Annotated in this window: 20 protein-coding genes, 1 tRNA gene and 1 pseudogene; 13 read left to right on the plus strand and 9 right to left on the minus strand. The window is 59.7% G+C overall.

The annotated features are described in order from the left end of the window. Positions 1-2 precede the first annotated feature (2 nt). From QFZ54_RS08910 to QFZ54_RS08920, 3 genes are all read left to right on the plus strand, one after another. On the plus strand, positions 3-323 hold the full coding sequence (locus QFZ54_RS08910; protein ID WP_307086434.1) for a hypothetical protein: 321 nt from the start codon (positions 3-5) through the stop codon (positions 321-323). A 67-nt stretch (positions 324-390) separates the two neighbouring features. Then, a complete protein-coding gene (locus tag QFZ54_RS08915) occupies positions 391-1575 on the plus strand; it encodes an acyl-CoA dehydrogenase (RefSeq protein WP_307086435.1) in 1185 nt (394 codons plus the stop codon). Positions 1576-1708: 133 nt separating this feature from the next. Further along, the gene (locus QFZ54_RS08920; protein ID WP_307086436.1) at positions 1709-2848 is read left to right on the plus strand and encodes a CaiB/BaiF CoA transferase family protein; all 1140 of its coding nucleotides are present in this window, start codon (positions 1709-1711) and stop codon (positions 2846-2848) included. 154 nt (positions 2849-3002) lie between these two features. On the opposite strand, the gene QFZ54_RS08925 is transcribed toward QFZ54_RS08920, so the two are convergent. Beyond that, on the minus strand, positions 3003-4313 hold the full coding sequence (locus tag QFZ54_RS08925; protein WP_307086438.1) for a sugar MFS transporter: 1311 nt from the start codon (positions 4311-4313) through the stop codon (positions 3003-3005). 106 nt (positions 4314-4419) lie between these two features. Between QFZ54_RS08925 and QFZ54_RS20375 the strand changes: the two are divergent. From QFZ54_RS20375 to QFZ54_RS08955, 7 genes and pseudogenes are all read left to right on the plus strand, one after another. Next, positions 4420-4596 (plus strand): annotated as a pseudogene (locus QFZ54_RS20375) (2Fe-2S iron-sulfur cluster-binding protein); the annotation flags it as partial. A gap of 2 nt (positions 4597-4598) precedes the next feature. Then, on the plus strand, positions 4599-4967 hold the full coding sequence (locus tag QFZ54_RS08930; RefSeq protein ID WP_373458485.1) for a (2Fe-2S)-binding protein: 369 nt from the start codon (positions 4599-4601) through the stop codon (positions 4965-4967). A gap of 411 nt (positions 4968-5378) precedes the next feature. Further along, on the plus strand, positions 5379-6314 hold the full coding sequence (locus QFZ54_RS08935; protein WP_307086440.1) for an RcnB family protein: 936 nt from the start codon (positions 5379-5381) through the stop codon (positions 6312-6314). 100 nt (positions 6315-6414) lie between these two features. Then, a complete protein-coding gene (locus QFZ54_RS08940; RefSeq protein WP_373458486.1) occupies positions 6415-7098 on the plus strand; it encodes a prolyl hydroxylase family protein in 684 nt (227 codons plus the stop codon). A gap of 526 nt (positions 7099-7624) precedes the next feature. Beyond that, positions 7625-9388: a single-stranded-DNA-specific exonuclease RecJ gene (gene recJ, locus QFZ54_RS08945; protein ID WP_307086442.1), complete on the plus strand. Its 1764-nt coding sequence runs from the start codon at positions 7625-7627 to the stop codon at positions 9386-9388. 61 nt (positions 9389-9449) lie between these two features. Then, positions 9450-9524 (plus strand) — tRNA-Glu (locus QFZ54_RS08950). Positions 9525-9919: 395 nt separating this feature from the next. Further along, positions 9920-10318: a hypothetical protein gene (locus QFZ54_RS08955; RefSeq protein ID WP_307086443.1), complete on the plus strand. Its 399-nt coding sequence runs from the start codon at positions 9920-9922 to the stop codon at positions 10316-10318. Between the two features lie 17 nt (positions 10319-10335). Here the strand turns inward: QFZ54_RS08955 and QFZ54_RS08960 are convergent, their stop codons facing one another. From QFZ54_RS08960 to QFZ54_RS08970, 3 genes are read right to left on the minus strand one after another with little or no spacing between them, the layout of a single operon-like run. Beyond that, positions 10336-10821 carry a hypothetical protein gene (locus QFZ54_RS08960; protein WP_307086445.1) on the minus strand — a complete coding sequence of 162 codons (486 nt, stop codon included), beginning with the start codon at positions 10819-10821 and terminating at the stop codon, positions 10336-10338. Beyond that, positions 10818-11948, minus strand: coding sequence for an ImmA/IrrE family metallo-endopeptidase (locus QFZ54_RS08965; RefSeq protein ID WP_307086448.1), 1131 nt, complete (start codon positions 11946-11948; stop codon positions 10818-10820). The genes QFZ54_RS08960 and QFZ54_RS08965 overlap by 4 nt, the downstream gene beginning before the upstream one ends. Before the next feature lie 4 nt (positions 11949-11952). Next, positions 11953-12537: a hypothetical protein gene (locus QFZ54_RS08970; protein ID WP_307086450.1), complete on the minus strand. Its 585-nt coding sequence runs from the start codon at positions 12535-12537 to the stop codon at positions 11953-11955. A 1384-nt stretch (positions 12538-13921) separates the two neighbouring features. Here QFZ54_RS08970 and QFZ54_RS08975 point away from each other — a divergent pair. Next, positions 13922-14548: a recombinase family protein gene (locus QFZ54_RS08975; protein WP_307086452.1), complete on the plus strand. Its 627-nt coding sequence runs from the start codon at positions 13922-13924 to the stop codon at positions 14546-14548. A 38-nt stretch (positions 14549-14586) separates the two neighbouring features. Here QFZ54_RS08975 and QFZ54_RS08980 read toward each other — a convergent pair whose 3' ends face one another. The 3 genes from QFZ54_RS08980 to QFZ54_RS08990 all read right to left on the minus strand — a co-directional run bounded on the left by QFZ54_RS08980 (position 14587) and on the right by QFZ54_RS08990 (position 19553). Then, the gene (locus QFZ54_RS08980; protein ID WP_307086454.1) at positions 14587-15360 is read right to left on the minus strand and encodes a hypothetical protein; all 774 of its coding nucleotides are present in this window, start codon (positions 15358-15360) and stop codon (positions 14587-14589) included. Positions 15361-15673: 313 nt separating this feature from the next. Then, positions 15674-16513, minus strand: coding sequence for a hypothetical protein (locus QFZ54_RS08985; RefSeq protein ID WP_307086455.1), 840 nt, complete (start codon positions 16511-16513; stop codon positions 15674-15676). A gap of 1459 nt (positions 16514-17972) precedes the next feature. Further along, a complete protein-coding gene (locus QFZ54_RS08990; RefSeq protein WP_307086457.1) occupies positions 17973-19553 on the minus strand; it encodes a tyrosine-type recombinase/integrase in 1581 nt (526 codons plus the stop codon). A gap of 514 nt (positions 19554-20067) precedes the next feature. On the opposite strand from QFZ54_RS08990, the gene QFZ54_RS08995 reads away from it, so the two are divergent. After that, positions 20068-20847, plus strand: a complete 780-nt coding sequence (locus QFZ54_RS08995; RefSeq protein WP_307086459.1) for an SDR family oxidoreductase — start codon at positions 20068-20070, stop codon at positions 20845-20847. A gap of 41 nt (positions 20848-20888) precedes the next feature. Here the strand turns inward: QFZ54_RS08995 and QFZ54_RS09000 are convergent, their stop codons facing one another. Together QFZ54_RS09000 and QFZ54_RS09005 are read right to left on the minus strand one after the other, a co-directional pair. Next, positions 20889-21203, minus strand: coding sequence for a PilZ domain-containing protein (locus QFZ54_RS09000; RefSeq protein WP_307086461.1), 315 nt, complete (start codon positions 21201-21203; stop codon positions 20889-20891). A gap of 436 nt (positions 21204-21639) precedes the next feature. Further along, positions 21640-21975, minus strand: a complete 336-nt coding sequence (locus tag QFZ54_RS09005; RefSeq protein WP_307086463.1) for a hypothetical protein — start codon at positions 21973-21975, stop codon at positions 21640-21642. 563 nt (positions 21976-22538) lie between these two features. Between QFZ54_RS09005 and QFZ54_RS09010 the strand changes: the two genes are divergently transcribed. After that, on the plus strand, positions 22539-23006 hold the full coding sequence (locus tag QFZ54_RS09010; RefSeq protein WP_307086465.1) for a PilZ domain-containing protein: 468 nt from the start codon (positions 22539-22541) through the stop codon (positions 23004-23006). The last annotated feature ends 51 nt before the right edge of the window (positions 23007-23057 follow it).

Below are 23057 nucleotides of genomic sequence, written 5' to 3' on the forward strand. Positions count from 1 at the left end.
GGATGGACGCGATTCGTGGCCCCGACGCGGGCACGCTGCTGATCCGCGCGCTTCGCGGCCACGCGGATGCGGCAAACCTGACGATGCACGTCGAGTCGATCGCATGCACGCCTTGGGCCAGCGCGACCTTCGTCGGCACGCTGCACCGACTGACGATGGCGGCGGTGCCCGTACCCGGTCTTCGAGACTGGATCGACGAGCTGCCTGAAGTGCAGTTCGCAATGCGCGGGCATATCGTCGCCGATCTATCGGTCGACCGCGTCGAGACGATCGGCGACCGCGAGCATGTGACCATCGCGGTGCTGACGCTGATCGACGCGTAAAGCGTTCGTTGGGGGTGGACTTTCGCTGGCCGACGCACGAAGTCGGCGGTCAACGAAGGAGATGCAGATGGCCGGGATGGGCAAGTTCGACTGGGCGGATCCGTTCCTGCTCGACGATCAGTTGAGCGAGGACGAACGGATGATCCGCGACACCGCGAAGGCATATGCCGACGACAAGCTCGCGCCGCGGATCATCGACGCGTTTCAGCACGAGCATACCGATCCCGCGATTTTCCGCGAGATGGGCGAGCTGGGGCTGCTCGGGCCGACCATCCCGGAAGAATATGGCGGCGTCGGCGCGTCCTATGTCTCCTACGGCCTGGTCGCGCGCGAGGTGGAGCGGATCGACTCGGGGTATCGCTCGATGATGTCGGTGCAGTCGAGCCTCGTGATGTACCCGATCAACGCGTTCGGGTCCGAAGAGCAGAAGCGGAAATACCTGCCCAAGCTCGCGACCGGCGAATGGATCGGCTGTTTCGGCCTGACCGAACCCGCTGCCGGCTCCGATCCGGGCGGGATGACGACGCGGGCGAAGAAAACGGCTAATGGCTATGTGATCTCGGGCGCGAAGACGTGGATTTCCAACTCGCCGATCGCCGACGTGTTCGTCATCTGGGCAAAGTCCGACGAGCATGACGGCGGCATCCGCGGCTTCATCCTGGAGCGCGGGATGAAGGGGCTGGAGACGCCCAAGATCGAGGGCAAGCTTTCGCTGCGTGCGTCGATCACCGGGATGGTGATGATGGACGAGGTCGAGGTCGGCGAGGATGCGCTGCTCCCCGACGTGCAGGGGCTGAAGGGGCCGTTCGGGTGCCTCAACCGAGCGCGGTACGGGATTTCGTGGGGAGCGCTGGGCGCAGCGGAGTTCTGTTTCCATGCCGCGCGGCAGTACGGGCTGGACCGGAACCAGTTCGGGACGCCTTTGGCGGGCCGGCAGCTTTTCCAGAAGAAGCTGGCGGACATGGAAACCGAGATCGCGCTGGGATTGCAGGCGAGCTTGCGCGTCGGGCGGTTGATGGACGAGGGCCGGTTCGCGCCGGAAATGGTCTCGATCGTCAAGCGCAACAATGTCGGCAAGGCGCTCGATATCGCGCGGATGAGCCGGGACATGCATGGCGGCAACGGGATTTCGGGGGAGTATCAGGTGATGCGTCACCTGATGAACCTTGAGACTGTGAACACGTACGAGGGCGCGCATGACGTGCATGCGCTGATCCTTGGGCGGGCGATCACGGGTATCGCTGCGTTTTGAGTTCAGCCCCCACGTCCTACCACCCCGGCGAAGGCCGGGGCCCAATTGGGGGACGCGTATTGGCTGAGGCTGCATGTCGTTACTTCAACCTTCCCAATTGGGCCCCGGCCTCCGCCGGGGTGGTGCTGTGATCGTGGAGCGCAAACCGCCCCCCCTGACCGGCCTCAAGGTAGTCGAACTCGCGCGAATCCTCGCCGGGCCCTGGGCTGGCCAGGTCCTCGCCGATCTCGGCGCCGACGTCGTCAAGATCGAGAGCCCCGCTGGTGACGACACCCGCACCTGGGGTCCGCCATTCATCGACAACCCCGACGGCACACGCGACGCCGCCTATTTTCACGCCGCCAACCGCGGCAAGCGCTCGATCGTTGCCGACTTCACCACCCCCGAGGGACAGGCCATCGTCCGCGACCTGATCGCTGACGCCGACGTCGTGATCGAGAACTTCAAGGTCGGCGGGCTCACGAAATACGGGCTCGACTACGCGACGCTCGCCACGATCAACCCACGGCTGGTGTACTGCTCGATCACCGGCTTCGGCCAGGACGGCCCCTACGCACCCCGCGCCGGCTACGACTTCATCGTCCAGGGCATGAGCGGGATCATGGACCTGACCGGCGAACCCGACGGCGCGCCGCAGAAGATCGGCGTCGCGTTCGCCGACATCATGACCGGGCTGTATGCGGTAATCGCGATCCAGGCGGCGCTGGCGATGCGCGAGCGCACCGGCCGGGGTCAGCAAATCGACATGGCGCTGCTCGATACGATGACCGGGGTGCTCGCGAACCAGGCGATGAACTGGTTCGCCAGCGGCGTGTCGCCGACGCGGGTGGGCAATTCACATATGAACGTGTGCCCCTATGCGGTTTTCCCGACCAGCGACGGCTGGTTTATCCTCGCGGTCGGGAATGACGGCCAGTTCCGGCGGTTCTGCGACGCGATGGTCTTGCCCGAGATACGCGACGATCCGCGGTTCGCGACCAATGCCGGACGGCTGGCGTTCAAGGAATTGCTGTTTGCGGGGATCGAGGCGGCCACCTCGCTGGTACCAAAACTGGAACTGCTCGCGCGTCTGGAGGCGGTCGGGGTACCGGCTGGACCGATCAACACGGTCGCTCAAGCATTCGAGGATCCGCAGGTAATCGCGCGGGGGATGCAGATCAGCGCCGCGCGGCCGGATGGGTCGACGGTGCCGGGGTTGCGTACGCCGATCCGGTTTTCGGACGCCGACTTGGCGACCGGGCGGGCGGCACCGATGCTGGGTTCACTTGAGTAGAGCCGACACCATACACGTAATCGTCATTCCCGCGCAGGCGGGAACCCATACTGGCAAGCCTATCGGCAGGATCGCCAGCGTTTGAGTTTATGGGTCCCCGCCTCCGCGGGGATGACGAAATCACGCACAGGGATGTTTGCAAAGGCCACCGCGTTCAGACAGCGACCGCTTCGACCGCCGGCTTCCGGGCATACAGCCCGTACGCCAAAATCAGCGCATAGCAGATCGCCGGGAGCAGCAGCGCGAAGTGCAGGCTGCCCGACTTGTCCGCCAGCATCCCCGTCAGATACGGGATGATCGCCCCGCCGACGATCGCAGTAGCGATCACGCCCGACCCCTCCGCCGCACGCTTGCCGAGACCCTCGGACGCCAGCGAGAAGATCGTCGGGAACATCACCGCGTTCATCAGGCCGATCGCGAGCAACGCCCAGCCCGACACCGCGCCCTCGGTGTTCGCCGAGATAAGGATCAGCGCCAGCGTGCCCGTCGCGACGCCCGCGAGCACCTTGCCCGGCGACACCTTGTTCAGCACGTACGCACCGATGAACCGACCGACCAGCGCGCCGCCCCAGTAGAACGGCACGTGCTTGCCCGCCGCGACGTCGCTCAGGCCCATCACGCTCGGCTGCATCAGGTAATTGACGATCAGCGAGCCGACCGCGACTTCGGCGCCGACGTACAGGAAGATACACGCCGTCCCCATCGCGAAGCGCGGCCGCTTCAGCAGCGTGAAGGCGTGGAAAATGCTGCCGGTCTGATCCTGCTCCTCGTTAAGCCGGTTGCGGCGGGTCCACACGACCGCGGCGACGATCAACAGCGCGATCGCAAGGCCGATATAGGTGTGCACGACCGTCCGCGACGACTCCGTCCGATACGCGTCGAGCGCGGCGCCGGTGAGCGTCGACGAGTCGACCGTGGCCAGCCCACCGAGGATCAGCGCGGAGCCGACATACGGGAAGATTGTGGTGCCGAGCGAGTTGAACGCCTGCGCGAACGTCAGCCGGCTCGACGCCGACTTGGGATGGCCGAGCGCCGAGATCAGCGGGTTGGCGACGACCTGCACCACGGTGATGCCAGCGCCCAGCACGAACAGCGCGAACAGGAACATGCCGAAGCTCGCCTGCCCTGCGGCGGGGATGAACAACAGGCAGCCCGCGGTCATCGTCACGAGGCCGATCGACGCGGTCCGCATATAGCCGGCCTTGCGCACGATCGCCGCGGCGGGGATCGAGAACAGCGCATAGGCGAGGAAGAACGCCGACTGGACCAGCATCGCGGTCGCGTGGTCGAGCGTGAACAACTCTTTCATCTTGGGGATGATGATGTCGTTCAGCGAGGTGATGCCGCCGAAGATGAAGAACAGCGCGAACACGAACACGCGCAGGTCGGGTGCGTCGTAGCCGTGGCTGGCATCGCCGCCGGCCGCCCCATCCTGACGTGGTGTGGATTTGGTATCGACGTGCATCTGGATTGCGCCCCCTCGCGGTATTATCCGCGCGACATAAGCCGGGGCGACGGCGCGTGGCAATGCCGCGTGGTGCGATCCGTCCCGGCAAGCTACGACGCCGCCCATGACCCGCTTCACCGTCAACAACGAGCCGATCGAATACAAGCTCGACGCCGACACCCCGTTGCTGTGGGCGTTGCGCGACGCTTCGAACCTGACGGGGACCAAATATGGCTGCGGCACCGGGCATTGCGGTGCGTGCACGGTCGATATCGACGGGCGCGCGCGGCGCGGAGTTGCCAGGTGCCGATCGGCTCGATCGAGGGCGCGTACGTCACGACGATCGAGGGCTTGTCGCGCGAACGCAATCATCCGGTGCAACTGGCATTTATTGCCGAGGCCGTCCCGCAGTGCGGCTTTTGCATCCCGGGCATGATCATGGCCGCGGCGGCGCTGCTGAAGCGCAATGCGGATCCGAGCGAAGCGCTGGTCCGCGAGCAGATCACGAACCTGTGCCGGTGCGGGGTGTATCCGCGGGTGGTCGAGGCGGTCCAGCGCGCCGGGCGGGCGATGCGCGGGGAAGAGGTCATTCCCGCGGGCCCGCGGCCGGGGATCGATCCGGCGGACTCGGCCAGATTGGTGCCGGCGCTGGTGCCGCCGCCGGCGCGGTAGCTCCCCCTAGGCACAACAGAGCTGTTATCCCACGAACCTTGTTCTCCCGCGAAGGCGGGAGTCCAGACTGGGCTCCCGCCTTCGCGGGAGAACAAGGAGGGGGATCTGGCGCGGTTGGTTCTGCCGCTTACGGGACTGCTGTCAGCGTAACCGGCGCGCCCACCGTGCACCACCCGGCGAAGGCCGGGGCCCAATTGGAACGTCTGAAGTAACAAGTCGCGCGCTTCGTTACTGATCATCCCTAATTGGACCCCGGCCTTCGCAGGAGTGGATACATTCTCGCAAGTGACGCCCCCCACCTAAACCTGTCTAATCGCTGACGAACCCATTCAGCCTCTCCACACTGCTCCGCGTCTAGACCCAACCCATCATAGGAGCCGGCTCGTGCGCCGGCAGTCGAGGACGACGGCGATGACGGGCAAGTTACTCAAACTCTTGATGGCGGCATCCGCCTTGGTGCCGGCAACCGGGATCGCGACGGCCGCCGCTGCCCAACAGGCCGACCAGGACCGTGGCGACCGGGGACCCCGCCAAGACCGTGGCCAGCGCCCCGATCGCGGTGATCGAGGCCAGCGCCCGGGCGGCCAGGCCTTCCAGCAACAGCGTCCCGACCGCCCCGCTGTGCCCGATCGAGGCCCGCGGCCGCAACGCGCCGATCTCGGCACGCAGGCGCAAGTCCGCGGCGACCGCCCCGACTGGAACGGGCAGCGCGGCAATGGCCAGGGTTGGAACGGCCAAACCCGTCCAAACGCGCAAGTCGGCCAGAACCGTCCCGACTGGAATCGCGAACAAGGTCGCCCCGGCTTCGATCGCGGCAACCAACAGGCGGATCGCGGCCAGTTCGATCGCAACGGCGGACGCGGCGATAGCCGCATCGATGGGCGAAACGACAACCGGGGCGACTGGCGCGGTGATCGCAACGGTGGCCCAAACGGCGGTCGTAACGGCTACCAGAACCGTCAGCCCAACCGCGCCTATGGCAATTTCCAGGGCAACCGCGGCGGCTATGACCAGGGTCGCTACAATCAAGGCGGCGCCTGGAATCGCGGCTGGCGCAACGACAACCGCTATGCCTGGAGCAATTACCGCGCGTCCAACCGCGGCGCCTACCGCCTCCCGCGCTATTACGCACCGAGCGGCTGGGGTTCGGGCTATCGCCGCTTCGGTGTCGGCTTCTCGCTGAACAGCATTCTCTACAACCAGAATTACTGGATCCAGGACCCGTACACCTACCGCCTGCCCGACGCGTACGGCCCGTATCGCTGGGTGCGCTATTACAACGACGCGTTGTTGGTCGATCTCGACAGCGGCCGCGTGGTCGACACGGTGTACGACATCTTCTGGTAAGCTGGCTCCTACCCTCACGCAGAAACAGGGGAGAGCTCCGCGGTGGTCGGATCACCGTGGGGCTCTTGCGTTTTGAAGGCGCTTCGCCAAATCCTGCGGCGTGGGTATCTTTTCAAAAGCCAAGAAGGTCGATCCGGCCATGGCCCTCCGCCAGGCCTTCGGATCGCAGGTCGCAGCGCGCCTCGACGCCAATCCCGCGGTGCAGCGCATCGCCATGGATACGGTGCAATTCTATTATCAGGACAAGTTCCTCGATCCCGCGACCTGCAAGCGCCTGATCGCGATGATCGATTCGAAGCGGCGGCCGTCGACGCTGCTGTCCGATCGCCCGAACAGCAATTTCCGGACCAGCGAGAGCTGCGACATGGATCGCTGGTCCCCCGACGTGCAGCCGACCGACGAGGCGATCGCGACCTTGCTCGGGATCGACCTGCTCCACGGCGAGACGATGCAGGGCCAGCGCTACGCCCCCGGCCAGCAATTCCGCGCGCACCACGATTATTTCCACGAGTCCGAGAGCTACTGGCAAAAGATGCAGGAGCAGGGCGGCCAGCGCACCTGGACCGCGATGGTGTTCCTAAACGACGTGCCCGAGGGTGGCGCGACGTGGTTCCCGCAGGCAGGCATCAAGATCGCCCCGAAGCGCGGCATGCTGCTAGCGTGGAACAACATGAACCCGGATGGGACGCCGAACGGGCTGACGCTGCACGAGGGCATGCCGGTGATGGAGGGCGTGAAGTATATCGTGACGAAGTGGTTCCGCGAACGGCCCTGGATCAAGTGAGGGGGCCTCGGATGCTCGAGAGCCTGATGAGCATGGCGCCTCACAGCCCCCGTCATTCCCGCGAAGGCGGGAACCCATACTGGCCAGCTCCGGTAATTTGACCGCAACGCAAATGGGGTATGTATCCCCGCTCGCGCGGGGATGACGGGGATGCCCGGCGGTCGCTCCGCTTGCTCCGTCGCTGGATGACAACCCTCTCCCCGTTCGTCCTGAGTAGCCATCGAGTAGCTGCAACGCAGCGTATCGAGACGGCGTATCGAAGGACAGGTTGGCGCACCGAACCCATGCTTCGATACGCGCCCTCGATACGCTGCTGGTGCAGTCACTCGGTCGCTACTCAGCACGAACGGGTCGGATTAAAGTTCGTCACCCATAAACTTGTTTCCCCGCGAAGGCGGGGACCCAGACTGGACTCCCGCCTTCGCGGGAGAACAAGACGCGGGCGCACCAGGCCTTAGAGCGAAGATCGCAACCACGACGCCCGTCCAAGCTCGACAATCCCTCCACAACCACTAACTCCGACCCCATGACAGTTCTCGGCGTAACCTCGTCCATCCTCGGCCAACCCTGGCGCTGGCGCGCGCTCGCCGCGGACGGCCGGGACGGCTTTGGGATCAACGGCTCGGGCGACGACCTCGTCACCCAGCTCCTCCTCGCCCGAGGCTGCCCCCGCGACGGCCTCGACGCACACCGCACCCCCTCGATCCGCGCATTCATGCCCGACCCGTCGATCTTCCGCGACATGGACCGCGCCGCCGAACGCCTCGCCGACGCCGTCCAGGCGCAGGAACAGGTCGCGATCTTCGGCGATTACGACGTCGACGGCGCCACCTCCGCAGCGCTCATGGTCCTGGTCCTGCGCGATCTCGGCATCGAGGCGCGTCCGTACATTCCCGACCGCCTGCTCGAAGGTTACGGCCCGTCGGGCGAAGCGCTGGTCCGCCTCGCCGGAGAGGGCGCCACGCTGATCGTCACGGTAGACTGCGGCGCGCAGGCGTTCGACGCACTCGACGCCGCCCGCGACGCGAAGGTCGACGTGATCGTCATCGATCACCACAAATGCTCGACCGCGCTCCCGCACGCGCTCGCGCTCGTAAATCCAAACCGCCTCGACGAGACCGAAGGCGCCGCGCACGGCCACCTCGCCGCGGTCGGCATGTGCTTCCTCGCCGCCGCCGCGCTCGTCCGCACACTCCGCGCACGGGGCTTCTTCGCCGAGCGCGCCGAGCCCAAGCTGATCGACCTGCTCGACATAGTCGCGCTCGGCACCGTCGCCGACGTCGCGCAACTCCGTGGCCTCAACCGCGCGTTCGTGTCGCAAGGCCTGAAAGTCATGGGCGCGCGCAAGAACATCGGCGTCGCCGCGCTGATCGAGGCCTCGCGCCTGACCCGCAACCCGACCTGCACCGACCTCGGCTTCGCGCTCGGGCCGCGCATCAACGCCGGTGGCCGCGTCGGTCGCGCCGATCTCGGCGTCCGCCTGCTCACCACGCAAGACCCCGACGAAGCGCGCGCAATCGCCACCGAACTCGACCGTCTCAACGAAGAACGCCGCGCGATCGAAACCGCCGTCCAGGAGGCCGCCGACCTCCTCTCCAGCCGGGACCGCGCCGTCGCGGTCGTCGCCGGACACGGCTGGCACCCCGGTGTGATCGGCATCGTCGCCGGCCGTCTGAAAGAAAAGCTCGGCCGCCCCGCGATAGTCATCGCGATCGACGAGCACGGCATCGGTAAGGGTTCCGGCCGTTCGATCCCCGGCGTGGACCTCGGAGCCGCGGTGATGGCCGCCCGCGAACACGGCCTTCTCGTCGCGGGCGGAGGCCATGCGATGGCCGCCGGCCTGACGATCAGCGAGGCCGCGATCCCCGCCTTCACCGACTTCCTCGAGGAACGCCTCGCCGCCGCGGTCGAGCGCTCGAACGGCGACCGCGCGCTCCTGCTCGACGCGGTCCTCGCGGCCGGCGGCGTCAACCCCGGCCTCGTCGAATCGATGGAAGCCGGTGGCCCCTACGGCATGGGCTGGCCCGCACCGAGAGTGGCGATGGGTCCGGTCCGCATCATCAAGGCGGACGTCGTCGGCAACGGCCACGTACGCACGATCGTCGCCGGCGACGACGGTCGCAGCATCAAGGCGATGGCCTTCCGCTCGGCCGAGAGCGCGCTTGGCCAGGCGCTGCTGGGCGCTGCGCCCCACCGCAAACTCTGGCTGGCCGGTCGTGCGAAGATCGACGACTGGTCCTCGCGCCCGTCGGCCGAGCTTCATGTCGAGGATGCAGCATGGGCGGACTAAATTGTTGCACCGAAACGCTTGACGCCCCGCCCCCTTCCCCTTAGTCGGCCTCCACCACGCAGGCCCCTTCGTCTAGCGGTTAGGACGCGGCCCTTTCACGGCTGAAGCACGGGTTCGATTCCCGTAGGGGTCACCATTTTAAGTTTTTCAATGACTTACGATGGTGGAGGGGACAAAAGTCTCGCAGTTTTATCTCGCAGTAGGTAGCGGTTGATTGCAGGAGTGTTGGACGTGTGGTCGAGCGGTCGGGACCGGATTGGTCGATGAATGAAGACCCTGGGCTAGGCATGTCATCGATCGCTGCTGTGGCAGTTGCCGACGGAAGTCGATCCTGATGCCTTCACAATGCCTTGAGGCTATAGCGCGGGTATATGTCGTAGTTGCAGTCGTATCGCGCCCACCTGCCCTTCTGAGGCAAACCTAACCCAACCACGCAATGATGCCCGACGACGTTGGTCTGCCATAGCGCACCTCGCCAGCGATCGCTGGGAGGCACTAGTACTCTCAAGTGACACGATTATGGTATGACACATGCGGGCTAATTCGAAAGGCGCGGCGCCATCCATCGCAGCCTTTCAGACGAAAGTGTGCGGCTGGATGGATGCCGTATTTGGTGAAGATGGGGCTACCGATCCTAAGGAGCGCGCACTTCGTTTCCTCGAAGAAGCGATCGAACTTGCGCAAGCGATTGGCGTAAAACGACAAGATGTAGAACGGGTGTGTGACTACGTTTGTAGCAGACCGGCTGGCGAGCCCGTTCAAGAGGTCGGGGGCGTAATGATTACACTAGCTGCGCTGTGTCAAAAGTCGGACATTGATCTGCAGCATGCGGCCTTATCGGAGTTTGAGCGGGTAGATACTGCGCTCTTGCGGAATCACATCCGAAGCAACCAGCTCAATAAGCGGGCGGCTGGGTTAGTGGCGTCGTAGAGGCCCTACGGGCGGTTTTACGAGAAGAAGTTATGTGGAAGGTCGGGCAGGAATGCGCCACACTCCTTCATTGTTAAAACTATTGCTATCGCCTCGTCAGGTGTGATGCTTTGATTTACGACCGCCCATTGTAGCAACCTTAGGCTGCCAATCACCCGTTCGGCGCCTATGACTTCAGCGGCGGCGCGCCTCGCTTTCCTGTCGTCACAGCAAATAACGAAATCAGAGTTTTCAGCGAGCGCAATACACTCCGTCTCTCCATCCCCTAGCTCGAACTGATCTAAAAAATCAAAGAAGCGATCAGCAGGGACATCGTGATCATCGATAAGGCTTAGCTGTCCGGTTGAATGAGCAAGCACTATGGAAGCGGCAGCGGTAGCGTTACACTCACCGACGACGATCGGCGATAAGAATAAGTCGCAGCAAGGCAACGACGATACCATACCCAAGGCACCAGCATTATCTAGGTTGATGATGGAGCATGCATCCATCAGAACCCTCATATCGAGGGCTCTCTTTTATTTTGCCTGACTATATCAGTTATCGAGATGCCTAGCATCTCCGAAGCCCAACCAGCAGAAATGTCGCCGCTTGCCACCTTGTTTATCAAAGACCGGGCTAAGTCACCTGACAGCGCGGGAAAGTCGATATCTTGGCGAGCAGGGATTCCTACCTCTACGGCGCGCCGCTCTGGCGAGCGATGATTCAGTCGCAGGTGCTGCGATATGGACGATCCGCCGCCGGCTGGTAGAAGGTGCAGGTCTTCACATCTATGAGCAGCAACCTCAAAGCTGACACCGAAGAACCTCGCTAGGTATAGAATCTCAATATCACCTAGCGGCGAGGCTATAGGGACCTTGAGTTGTTCTCTCAAAATGCGAAGGAAGCCAATAACGCCCTCGTCGGGCATTAGTAAACACGACGCGAAAGCGTTCACAAAGTGCTCGCGTTGTCCACCCTTGCTTGATGCGCCAATACTAGAAGCGCCCTCGGCAACAACGGCGCCTCCATCAATATGACCAGCTAGAACATGTCCAACTTCATGAGCGAGAGTGAAAAGCATTCTGGCGTTGAAGCGCGGTGAAACGAATATGAAGACATAGTTGCCCTTTGACAAGGAGGCGCCCTCAATGCGCGACTCCTTGAGCAACGACAAGATTACGCCCGGAATCTCACCGACGATACGCGGCAGATTTAATATCGGAGATACCAAATCTGATTCCAAGAACCTATGCCGGAACTGATAAGCAAGCTGATGAGCGTTGCCGTAGTCAGGCTTGTTCGGGCGCTCAATTATTGAGAGCGGACTGGGCGCGTCTCGCAATGGAAGAATGCGGAACGACGCCTCGACAATCGCAGACACCCGCTCAAGCGTTACATCGTTTCGGGTGTCCAGACCCGGCATAGCACGGAAGGCCATTCCCAAGGTGTCAGCTTCGCTCGCCCGCTTTCTTCCGCTCAGAACCCTGCGAGGAACCCGTAAGCCCACACTCAAGGCTTGGACGTCCGAAAGGCGGGGATTTTCCCCCGCCATCAGTGACCGCACCCGTTCAACGGGAAGCTTGCTACGCTTTGAAATTTCTTCCGCTGACAGCCGGAACGATGCCAACGCTTTCGATATGCCGGTCACCGTCTCACGCCGCTGCAGCGCGCTTGATGCCCTCAAGCCAACCTACAACATCGTTAACTTGTGCTGCGTCCAGTTTTGACCACCTGCCAAATATGTCGACAGCCCGATTACCGCGCTTGCCGAAGATATCTCCAAGCTTCGTTAGGGACTGTTGGCGACCAATTTCGACTTCACGTGGCGAACTAAGTGCAACAGCATTCGCCCCGACGACAAAATTCTTTACTCTACTTTCAAAGGTTTCAGAGGCGTGCTTGTCCAGTGCATGCTGCCTACCGCTTGAGTCTACTATGATGTTTCCCTTTAATAAGCCGTCGCTGCCAATCTTGAGACGATGCTGCGGAAACCGTTTGTAAGCCTCAAGGGCGCTAATCTGCTCCGCGACCTGCATCCCTCCAACTACATATTGCTGGACGCCAGTCGCCATACCCGAAACTACGAAGATGTAATCGCCGCCCTTCACGAGCCGGCGAATGTTAGGCATGCAAGCGCCAAGGCTCGGGACGTCTTCGAATACTGGATCATTCAGGTTATTCTTAAGGCCCGGATCAGTGCCGGTGCCGGTAATGTAGATGTAACCCTTCATTGCCATGGTGCCCCCTTGGCGCGGCGCGCTTGGTTAAGTGCTTTTAGCGTATCGACGAACGGGTTGGCAACGAGAAGCCTCCGCCTTCCTGCTACGATGATAGGCTCCTGGCACTTCTGGCAAGTGCGCTCTCTCGTTGGTCGGAAGCCGGTAAGTCCGCTGTCGAACTGGTCCTCGCCGCACTGCGGGCACTGTATGCTAGTGATCTTCCCGCGCATATACGCTAGCGCGTTTTGGGCCATAAAGTGCCGGAGATACTCTTCGTTCAGGTTGATGTCGTCGATAACGACGCGATCGAAGGTTCCATCCAATTCGGGCGCGGCCCTCCGACCCTTCCAGCCATGAACATGGATACCTTCTTCTTCGGACTTATTCGCGGTCCATAGCAGCGCTGGGTTAGACGCCCAAATCTGGAGTCCTCCGGGATAGTCCGCTTGTCGAATAAGAAGCGACTGCTTCGCCCGTTTCGGAACTGCGGCGGGGTCGCGATGCCCGAGCTGCATTCTTACCGCTTCTAGCGGGTTTGAAATTGATCGATCGGGCTCTCTAAACAACTTGTTGCACCCGTGGCACAGGTGGGTCCGGTGTGGCTTTACGGCAAACCAGTCCGAGTCAAGATGTGGTGTTCCGCAGTGGTGACAGAACAGGGCTCTCATTCTGTTATTCAAGAATCGACTAAGGTAATACGCGACCGCAGTATCTCTCGTTATTACTACGGTCTCTTCCTCCAACAGGTCCTTGCGAACGGTGAGCTCGACGGCATCGAACGTTTGATCGATTTCCTTCGGCCCTACGTTGGCGCGACGAGCATGAACATGGATGCCTCGCTCTGCGTCCATGGACGTCGAATTGTATACGGGCTCCACCGCGCCCCAAAGGGCAACGCCGCCAGCGTACCGGTCAGGATCGAGAACGAACCGCTTATAATTAGCGATTGAACGGTATGCGCCCTCACAGCGGGGAAGTCGCCCCCCGTAACGAGCAGTCGCCGACGCCTCATGTGCAAAGCACCAAAACTTGCTCCGCCCACCTCGTGGTTGCGGAACGAACTCAATATGGCAATCGTCACCACCCAGTAAAACCATAGCGCATCTCTTAATCGCCCTGTAACGATATAGTTCGTGCATGCGGAATTGCGAGCTAACAACTTGCAGAGTGTTCTTTAAAGCGTCCCATTCTTGGCCAATGGCTAACGAAGAGCGTGTTGCGGCGTTCACGACGATACGCGTGTCGAGCGGTCGTTACCTGAAAAGAGCCAATACATTTTGCCTGCCGGCTCGCAAACGGTCGGTTTCGAGCCCCTACCGCGACCTGTAGCTTATATTAGCCATTGACCATTTCGATACATGCCTGCATATCGATACACATATTCATTACAGGAGCCGCGTCCATGCCACGTACCTTCGCTTATTGCCGTGTCAGCACCGCAGATCAGACGACCGACAATCAGGTACGCGAGATTGAAAGCGCTGGCTTCAACGTCGATGCGAAGCGGATCGTGGCAGAGACGGTATCGGGTTCGGTGACGGCTATGGAACGCACAGGCTTTGCAAGGCTGGTGGATAGGTTGGAAGCCGATGACGTGCTGATCGTCACCAAGCTTGATCGACTAGGCAGAAACGCAATGGACGTACGTGCTACGGTGGATCGTCTATCTGCTGATGGGGTGCGGGTTCACTGTCTAGCGCTTGGTGGCGTTGATCTAACCAGCGCTGCGGGTCGGATGACAATGGGAGTTATCGCCGCTGTTGCCGAGTTTGAGCGCGATTTGTTGATTGAACGTACACAGGCGGGGCTTAGCCGGGCAAAGGCCGCTGGCAAGGCCCTCGGACGCCCACACTCGCTCTCGATCCCACAGCAAAACGACATTCGTGCTGCTAGGGCGTCTGGCGTGTCCTTGGGCGAGCTAGCAAAGCGCTACAGCGTGTCCCGGGCCGCCATCCAGCGAGTGGAAAAGCGCTTCGCTGATGCGTCAGGCCGGGGACACGAAACGTCACCATTTAGTGAGGCGCGTTGACCTTCGCGTGCGCCGGCAACAGCATCGCTCGCCGGCGATCACCCACCGATCAATCGGCCCTTATCTATTTTTGGTAGCTCGCGAGTTTCACCGTTCAGAAAATTTCGATGTTTCTTTGGAAAACGCCGAAAAAGCGGATCAATATAGAACAAAAGTAATATAAGTAGATAATGCAGCTCTCTTAGGCGGCAATGGTTTTCATCCGTGGCTTCAAGCTCTGCCCTGATCTCATCCCGCAACGTATCAAGCATTGTATCATTACCATGCGATTTTTCCTCGAGAAATTGCCTGTAGCCCATGCATTCTGTCCGTGCAGGAGTCGCCTGGATAAGAGCCTCTCCTATCGCCCTTTGTTCGCCGGCAAATATCAAGAACCTCTTGCCAAATCGGTCAGTTGCCAGAGTATTACTGACTAGGTCCTGCGTATGCACAGCATCATGATTTATCAAGCTTACGCCATGACCAGAACTGTGGATACCTCGTCTTAGTAGTTCGGCACAGCAGAAATACTGCGCGAAAACAAACGTTGTATTTTCGACTGCATAGTTCCTCTCGCGCATCGACCCCTGCGCCATAAACCGGGGGCCAAAACCACCTTGCACCAGATTGTAAATGCGACTCTGTAAGTCGTAAATTGCGGTCGCGAATGGTTCTTGGTAGCGACCGACCTCTTGCTCGACTCGTGCCCTATCTTTAGCTGCCTCAAATTTCAGTGTTCTGCTTGCACTAAAAAGCGATCCCCAAACAGTCACGCTTGCCGAGATTACGGCGATGATGCCTGAAACGACTGCTACGATAAGGGCTGTGTTCATATTCTGCTTTTGCTCGCTGCGAACCTACGACCGTAGGTTATTAATTATTAGTATGCAAAACCGGTGGCGGTATAAGTGAAGTCCTAGAAATACGTCGTTGCCGCCGCACCTGTCCATTCACAGGCTGATGCCCGAATTATTCGTAAGCTCACAGGTTTTTAGATGGTCATCCCTCGCAAACAATTCGGATGGCTTTCGATTGCCTTGCGCGATCTTAGCCGCGTACAGCCGCAAGGGGCGAGATAGGTAGGCTTCCCTACCTTCCGCCCCTATCGGCGTCGGCTGGTACCCGGCTGACCCTCTAAATCGGATGCTACCGACGCTTCTTCGGCCACCGGTCTTTAATTTTGAAAACTGGCGATACACCCATCCGCTCGCGGAAGGTACTAGCTAGAACCTCGCTCGCCATATCGATGTTGGAGCGCTGAACAAGCAACGCATCGTGAAGCGGAAGTGCAGTGATGCCGCGGCGTGATCCTAATGCCTCGACCGCGTCAATAATGGCAGAGCTTTCTAGGTATTGAAGGTTCTGCCATCTGACTGTCGAGTTAGGCCAGCCTTGCAAGATGGGGTGTTCGTCAATAACTGCTGCGCGGACCGTATCAATAGGGTATTTCTCGCGGAGGTTGATGCCCTCATCCTCCAACAACTTCGCGACCGTCTCGTCCGACCAGTTCGAATGAAAGCGATCATACCCCAATGTCATAGCGATCCACGCCTTGATAACCTCCCTTGGGATCGGTCCGAAGGTATAGGGGTCAATCAATGGATCAGGCGCTATCCCACGTTGGGCATATAGGATCGTTAGAAAGCTCGCGCGTAGGTCGAGTTCGACTACAGGTTCCCCATTGATCCGCATATCATTGCGGTGATGCTTCTCCATATTCTGATAGCTAACCCCGGATGCCTTGGAATACAGGCGACCGCCCATGTTGTAGGCAAAGCCGGGTTGGTCCCCGTGGTTGAAGATGCGAATGAACCCGTCATGCTTGCAGCCGGTAATTTGCTGCGGCGCCATGTAGGCATTGATACGATTCACCTGATCGGCGGCGGCGAGGTATGCCGGATCGGTCTTGATGATGGGGAGCTTCTTTCCCTTGTCTTCCTTATCCCAGAACTGCCGCTTGCCCCGGACGATGACAGGGTGTGGCATCGTTTCAGGTCGTGGAGCAGGGGTGAAATGGGACCGCCAGTTACCGGGGGTGATGCCGTGGCGAAGGGCTAACTCTAGAAGGGCCGGCTTTGCGCGGTAGCGAGTCGTGTCCCCCTCTCCCTGTCTATGGGAGCCTAGCCAGATGCCGGGTTTATGATGAAGTAGGCCCAACGTCACCAAGCCGTTAAGGGCGTCGATACAAGGCCGGTAGCCAACCCGCTGGCCTTTGAAATCTGCCACGCCTCGCGGTCGGTATAGAAGCCGATTATCGGGCTGGCCTGCTATTGATAGCAGGTCCGCTAGGATCGCAGCGACAGCCTGTCTTAGCTTGTTTGTTACTCCATACGACTTATCCAAAGTTGAATGGATACAATCAGCTATGTATTCAACTAAATTCGACGCCTCATTTGTCTCGACTATATATGATAGGCTCATATACCGATCTTCTAAATTACTTATTCCATTATTTGATTTTGATAGTCCTATTTCTTCTATTAACATTAGTTCGTAATATTCCTTCTAGTTCGTATAATATTTCATTACTAGTATTGTTATTAAAATAGAGAGAGGGAGGGGAGGGAGGGGTCCCATAGGTGTTACGTTTTCTACCAAGTTAAGATAAGTTACAGATATATTTAACGCTTCGATGATTCGGTCGTTAATTCGAACGACGGTCGGTGTTTAAATTGATGCTAAATCAACAAACGACTTCGTCAGGCACCGCGATCATAAGGGCGTAGACGAAACGTTCGGTGTGGTTGGTTAGGCTGGATGCGATCAGTTTAGTTTGGAGAAGCTTAATCCTCCCACATACTCTCACCGCGATCCTCACCCTGAACCCTATTGAGCGGTGTTACAGGCTCGTAGAAGGACCTTTGCGGCAGATGAAGGAAAGCTATGCCTCGACGCGCAGCCGCCGTCCTAAGCTACTTATGCGCCGTCATAACCAGCAACCTATTGTCCATCGAGCTAAAGGAAGGCGGCGTGACGGGCTGGCTTCGCTAAGGACCGCCCACCCGCCACCGCACATACATCGACCCTATTGCAGAGCCGACAATCCCCACTTGAACTGCGATATCCGCTTGTTCTTCGGCACTATTATCCAGTCATCACCCATGACGAAGACATTCCACCCCAGCCTCTGTGCCTCCGTCAACACTATGTCCCGCGAAGCGTATTTGTCTATATGACGTACATTTCGAACTACTGGGCTCATCTTGTCCAAATCAGGATGGGTAAATATGGCACGCAGGTAGCGATCGATTGTATTCTGACTCGGTATTGGTTGACGTAGAATAGGGCTGGCACTTAGTTGTAACTGATTCATTTTACTTACTCCGTTGAAGGCGGCAGAGCATCGCACGCCCCGCAGCCCCAACCTCTAACGTTCGGAACGGGCAAGTAAACCTCTAGTACAATACGACTCTATTACGCTCTTATCGTTATTTTCGTAAAGCGCTTACGACAGCGGTTTAGGCAGTAGTAATCCTTCATAGAATAATGACCTTATGAGTGGGTACGTTTCTTCAATAGTGACTTCACCGATATACCTGGCATCCAGGTCACTCTTTGCGTGCCCGACAACCTCATGAACGACGTTCATAGGTATGTTATTCGTTGTACCGATCATCGCTTTGAACGCGCCGCGCAACGAATGGAATGTGACCTCCCTTCGAGCGTCAGGGGCAAGCTTGTCCGCCAGCATGGCAGGTATAACGGTGCGATTAAAAGCCCGGATTACCCGACTGTTCGACCACGCCGGATATGCGTCTTCCCCACTCCCCGCTGGCTTGATCGCGGTCCAGTCAGGAAACAGGCGCGTTTCACCCCTTCGGCGGATACCATCCACATAAGCTGGAAAGCCAAGCTCAATCAGGGCATCAAGTATTGGAACGCAGCGACTGCGTCCGTTCTTTGTCCGCCGATGCTCATTGCTCCGAATAAGAAGATGAGCAAGCCCGCCGTCTAATCGGACCTCGGATAGCTTTATGCCACCCAACTCCCCTGCCCTGCATCCGGTAAGAACTGCAACAATCGGCACCCAATACTCTGCCCCTGTTAGCCGGTGGCTGCCTGGCAAGTGTGTCTCCGTCGCAGATTGACAGCCTGTAAACCAAGGATGAGCGAAGATGGCATTCAGTTCGCTAATTTGGAGGCGTCGCTTATCCGGCATTATCGATCTATCGGTAGGTCGAATAAGGTTGCTTAGCCGCATGTTCGAAAGAGGGTTATCACCTTTAAATAAATCAATATCTCGCGCATGGAAGATAGCCGAACTCAACATCCGCAGTCGTTTTTTGATGCTTTGTTCGGATAGGTTGCGCTTGATGCTACCCGCAGTCTTGCCGCCCACCTGTTGCTTGGAAAGGTGATGGACGAAGAGACGTGCATCGGCGCGATCTATGGAAGCGAGCGATTTTCTTCCGACAACTTGCTCGAATTGACGCAAGGCAAGGCGGGTTTCCGATATGGTCTTCGGTGCAGGCGCGCGATCCTGTAGATAGCGGCCTACCGCATCGGCCAATGTCAGGTTCGCCGTAGTGGCTTCCACACTGCGCGTGATTGGCAACGAAGGCACAGAATCCCCAGCCATGATCGACCCGACGCGCTGATAACCCCGTTCCATGCCCGCCCGAACTGCTCCAATGACGGCTCCTAGCGCCTCGGTATTATCCGCGGCGTCGAACCCTTGATCTATAACGATCCGGCGCGCAGCATCGGCAGGCTTGATAATCGGCCCATCGGTCTCGTCATGGTTGGACCGGAGAGTCCGCTTTATATCCTCGGCATCGGTTTCCAATTCGTAGACCAGCCGATCGAACTCGGTTGCTGCGGCAGGGTTCACGTTAGCAAACCGCTGCATACGTTCGATTGGCTCTGCAACGAGCCGACTATACCGATCCGCGATTGCTGTAAGGTCTGCAGCCGTCACCGCTCGTAGAGGCTGGTGAACAGGGGCGAGCGTCCTGACCTTGATGAAATTGGGATCGGCTATCAGGCGCTCAAATTCCTCATGAACAGCCTGTGCAGCCGCGAACATTTCGCCTGCTCGTTTCGTATGAAGGGAACGACGAAATAGGACCTTGGAGCCAAACGCATCTGCAAAACGACGGGCATCGCGTTGGACGCGTGCCGGCACTCGCCGCTCGTATTGATAGACCCCGTCCCGCGTTCGAACGTACCGTACCTGCGCCGCCAAAATTACCTCCATGAGGGTGCGCTGTCTCGCACCGTTGTCTCACGGTCGATGACAGAAAGTCATGGCAGCGCAACGGCTTGTCCTTAATGCTCTTATGAGCAGACTTATGTTTTGGCTCCCGTAGGGGTCACCAACGGTAGAATCAGCCGTGTTTGGTGAGTGTGGTTGAAGCGGTTGTCCCCGACATCGCAATGAGCCCCCATCCGATTAGCTGCGCGCGCTGCAATGGCATGGGGACCTACCGAAACCGGTCGCAAATTCGTTTTTGTCGTCGCTCCGGCCAGGTATCGGTGAACGATCCGGCGCGGCGATCATTCGGAGAAGGTAACCTTTCTTCGATGCGGAGCGATCGACCATGAAGACCAGTGGCAACACGATCCTGATGACGGGCGGCGGTAGCGGCATCGGTGAGGCACTGGCTCACCGGTTCCACGATCGTGGTGACACGGTCATCATAGCCGGGCGACGCCAAGAGACGCTCGTTCGGGCGGCGGAGGGGCGTGATCGCATCCACACGATGACGCTCGACGTTGAGGACGCCGCGGCCGTGGACGCGTTCGCCAAGCAGGTCGTGGCCGACTTCCCGGCCCTGAATGTGCTGTTCAACAATGCCGGCATCATGAAGTTCGAGGATCTGACGAAGCGGCGCGACCTAGCCGATGCCGAAGCGACGCTGGCGATTAACGTACTCGGCCCAATCTGGCTGACAAACGCCCTGATCGACCATCTGGCGGGCCAGCCCGACGCCGCGATCGTCACGGTTACGTCGGGCCTTGCCTATGTGCCGCTGGTCGCCGCGCCGACCTATTCGGCGAGCAAGGCGGCGATCCACTCCTATACGGTCTCGCTGCGGACCCAGTTGGCCGGGAAGATCGAGGTGATCGAGGTTGCGCCTCCAGGCGTGCAGACCGATCTCACGCCGGGACAGGCGAACCGCCCGGGCTATATGCCGCTCGAGGCGTTCGCAGACGCCGTTGCCGCGCAGTTCGCGGAGCAACCGACGCCACGCGAAATCCTGGTCGACGAGGTGCAGTTTCTGCGTCAGGCCGAGCGCGAGGGACGGTTCGACGAGACGCTGAAGACATTGACCGAGCGAGCCGCCCAACAGCGTGAGGAGGGTAACCGACGGGGCTGACCGGCTTTCCGCGACGCGCGACCAATGCTGGAACGAAGCGTCTAATCCTCGCGCGCCAAGCTGATGAGGTGGTTGACCACGTCGGCTGGCATCGGATGCGCCACGTCGAAGCCGAACTCCGTCGTGCTCGCCCATGCGACCCAACCCGAGTACCTCACGAACGCCGGAACATCGATGACGAGGAAGCGCCCCAGCGTTGCGGGGTATCCCGATCTGATGCGAAAACCGTGAGTGGCGACATCGACCGCCAGGGCTGAATACGGCTCTCCATCCGGCGCGATTACGAAGACCGGTAAGCAAATCGGCGTTCGCTTTGCCCGTCGCGCATCAGTAGATGACCGGTCGGGTTTGAACATCTTGTGGTCACGGAAAATCATCCCCGTGTAACGCCACGGTTGAAGATAGACGGTATGAGGATCCGCTTGCGGCCATAGTATGGATTTTTAGCCGCAATCGGGACCGACTCTTCGATACGCCCCTCCTGGAACCCTGCCATCCACTCCGCGAACGCTATCGAACCTTGAATGTATCGACAATCGGACATAGACCCTCCCTCGAGGGCGATGTCTTCTCCTTCGATGAAGTATCGCGAGGCACGCATCGGATGGTCTGACTTAGGCTGGCCGTTCATGCCCCGGTTATGTACGACAAGCTTCCGCTGCCAAGAGGGCATCACGCCGCTGGTGTCCCGGAATGGAACTGCCTGTCGACCGCAATCGCGCTCTATCCTCGTTGGGGAGAGGTGACGGCGGGCTCGGTTTCTCAGCTCAGAATCGCACCATCACATCGTGATCAATCCGAACCGTTCTTCTCGATAATATACTCGAGAACCCTGCTGGGTAATGGATGCGCGAAGTCGATGCCTATCGCCGTCGGGCTAGTCCACGCGACCCAACCCTGCACGTCCGTGAAATTCGGTATCGCTATTTGAACGAATGTTCCGACCGCAACGCCAAGGCTGGTTTCGATACGGCAGCCGCGATCGGTGCAATCCGTTATCTTTACCGAGCGCGACTCGAGTTGATCGGCCGCGACGGAGGCCTCCCAATCCACCACGATACGGATCGAGCTTCGCTGATCTTGTCCCGTCCATCCCGGAGCGGCGAGTTTGAACGATCGTTCTGTCATTCTGAATCCCTTGCACGGGCTACCCACGCGGTTTTGGGGAGGCTGTAGCAACCTGTCGGCTGACGGACTGGACGCCTGCAACAGATCACGTGACGTCTTGCGCTAAGATAACCAGATTTTAGCCGAGCAAGGCCCGCAACTCGGTCCGTATCGAAACGTCACTGAATAGACCGTAGCCTGTGTCGAGCCCCTCCTGTCGCAGCAGCACGAGGACCTCGTAAATGCTGGTCGCCATACCGCTCTGCGCGATTTCGAATGCTCGTCTAAGTATCGTCATCCCGCCGCCATAGTCCAAAAGCGTTAAGCATTAATGATAACCACATCCACGTCGTTCCGCATGATCACGTCGCGCACCACCCGCCCCAAAATCGCATTCCGGGTGGTCGTTTTCGGCCCCCAGGGCCACCGCGATGGGGCGCCAGCTCGCTGCACTCCAAGCGGAGCGACAACGGGCGACGCGTATGAGATCCAGGGCCTACATCGCCTTCCCTGTTTTCGCCGCTAGCATTTACGCAATCTTCATTCTAGCATGGTGAATAGCGTTAACGGCTTCAGGTGATACCATGGCAATAAACGCAAAACTCATCAATGACGTCCGCACCGCCGAGCGCTTCCCGGTGGAACTGGATGCCACCGTGCGCAACGCGGCAGAGCTGCCCTCCGATGTGGTGATCGAGGATCTTTCCGCGACCGGCTTTCGCATGGTCGGCGGCCCACATATGGAAATAGGCTCGACGGTGTCGATCGGCTTTGCCGGCATCGGGGTGCGGTCCGCGCGACTGGTGCGGCATGATGAAGGCAGTTACGCCTGCGAGTTGCATCAGCCCTTGAGCGCGTCCGAGCTGTCCACCGCGCTCAACGCGACGCCCGTCGAGCCGATCATGTTCCCGAAGACGCCGAGCAAGACCTGGCTGGCCGATGCGCCCGAGCCTTATGTCGAGGGCTATTCTCCCAAGACCAAGCTGGCGCTGGCGATCGTCATGCCCGCTACACTATGGGCGGTCATTGCCGGTATCTACTGGGCGAGCTGACTATCTGCTTCGTGACTAGAGGCCGTCATGTTCGCAGCGAAGGCCACGGCC

This window comes from Sphingomonas faeni, from assembly GCF_030817315.1.
GTDB lineage: Bacteria > Pseudomonadota > Alphaproteobacteria > Sphingomonadales > Sphingomonadaceae > Sphingomonas > Sphingomonas faeni_C.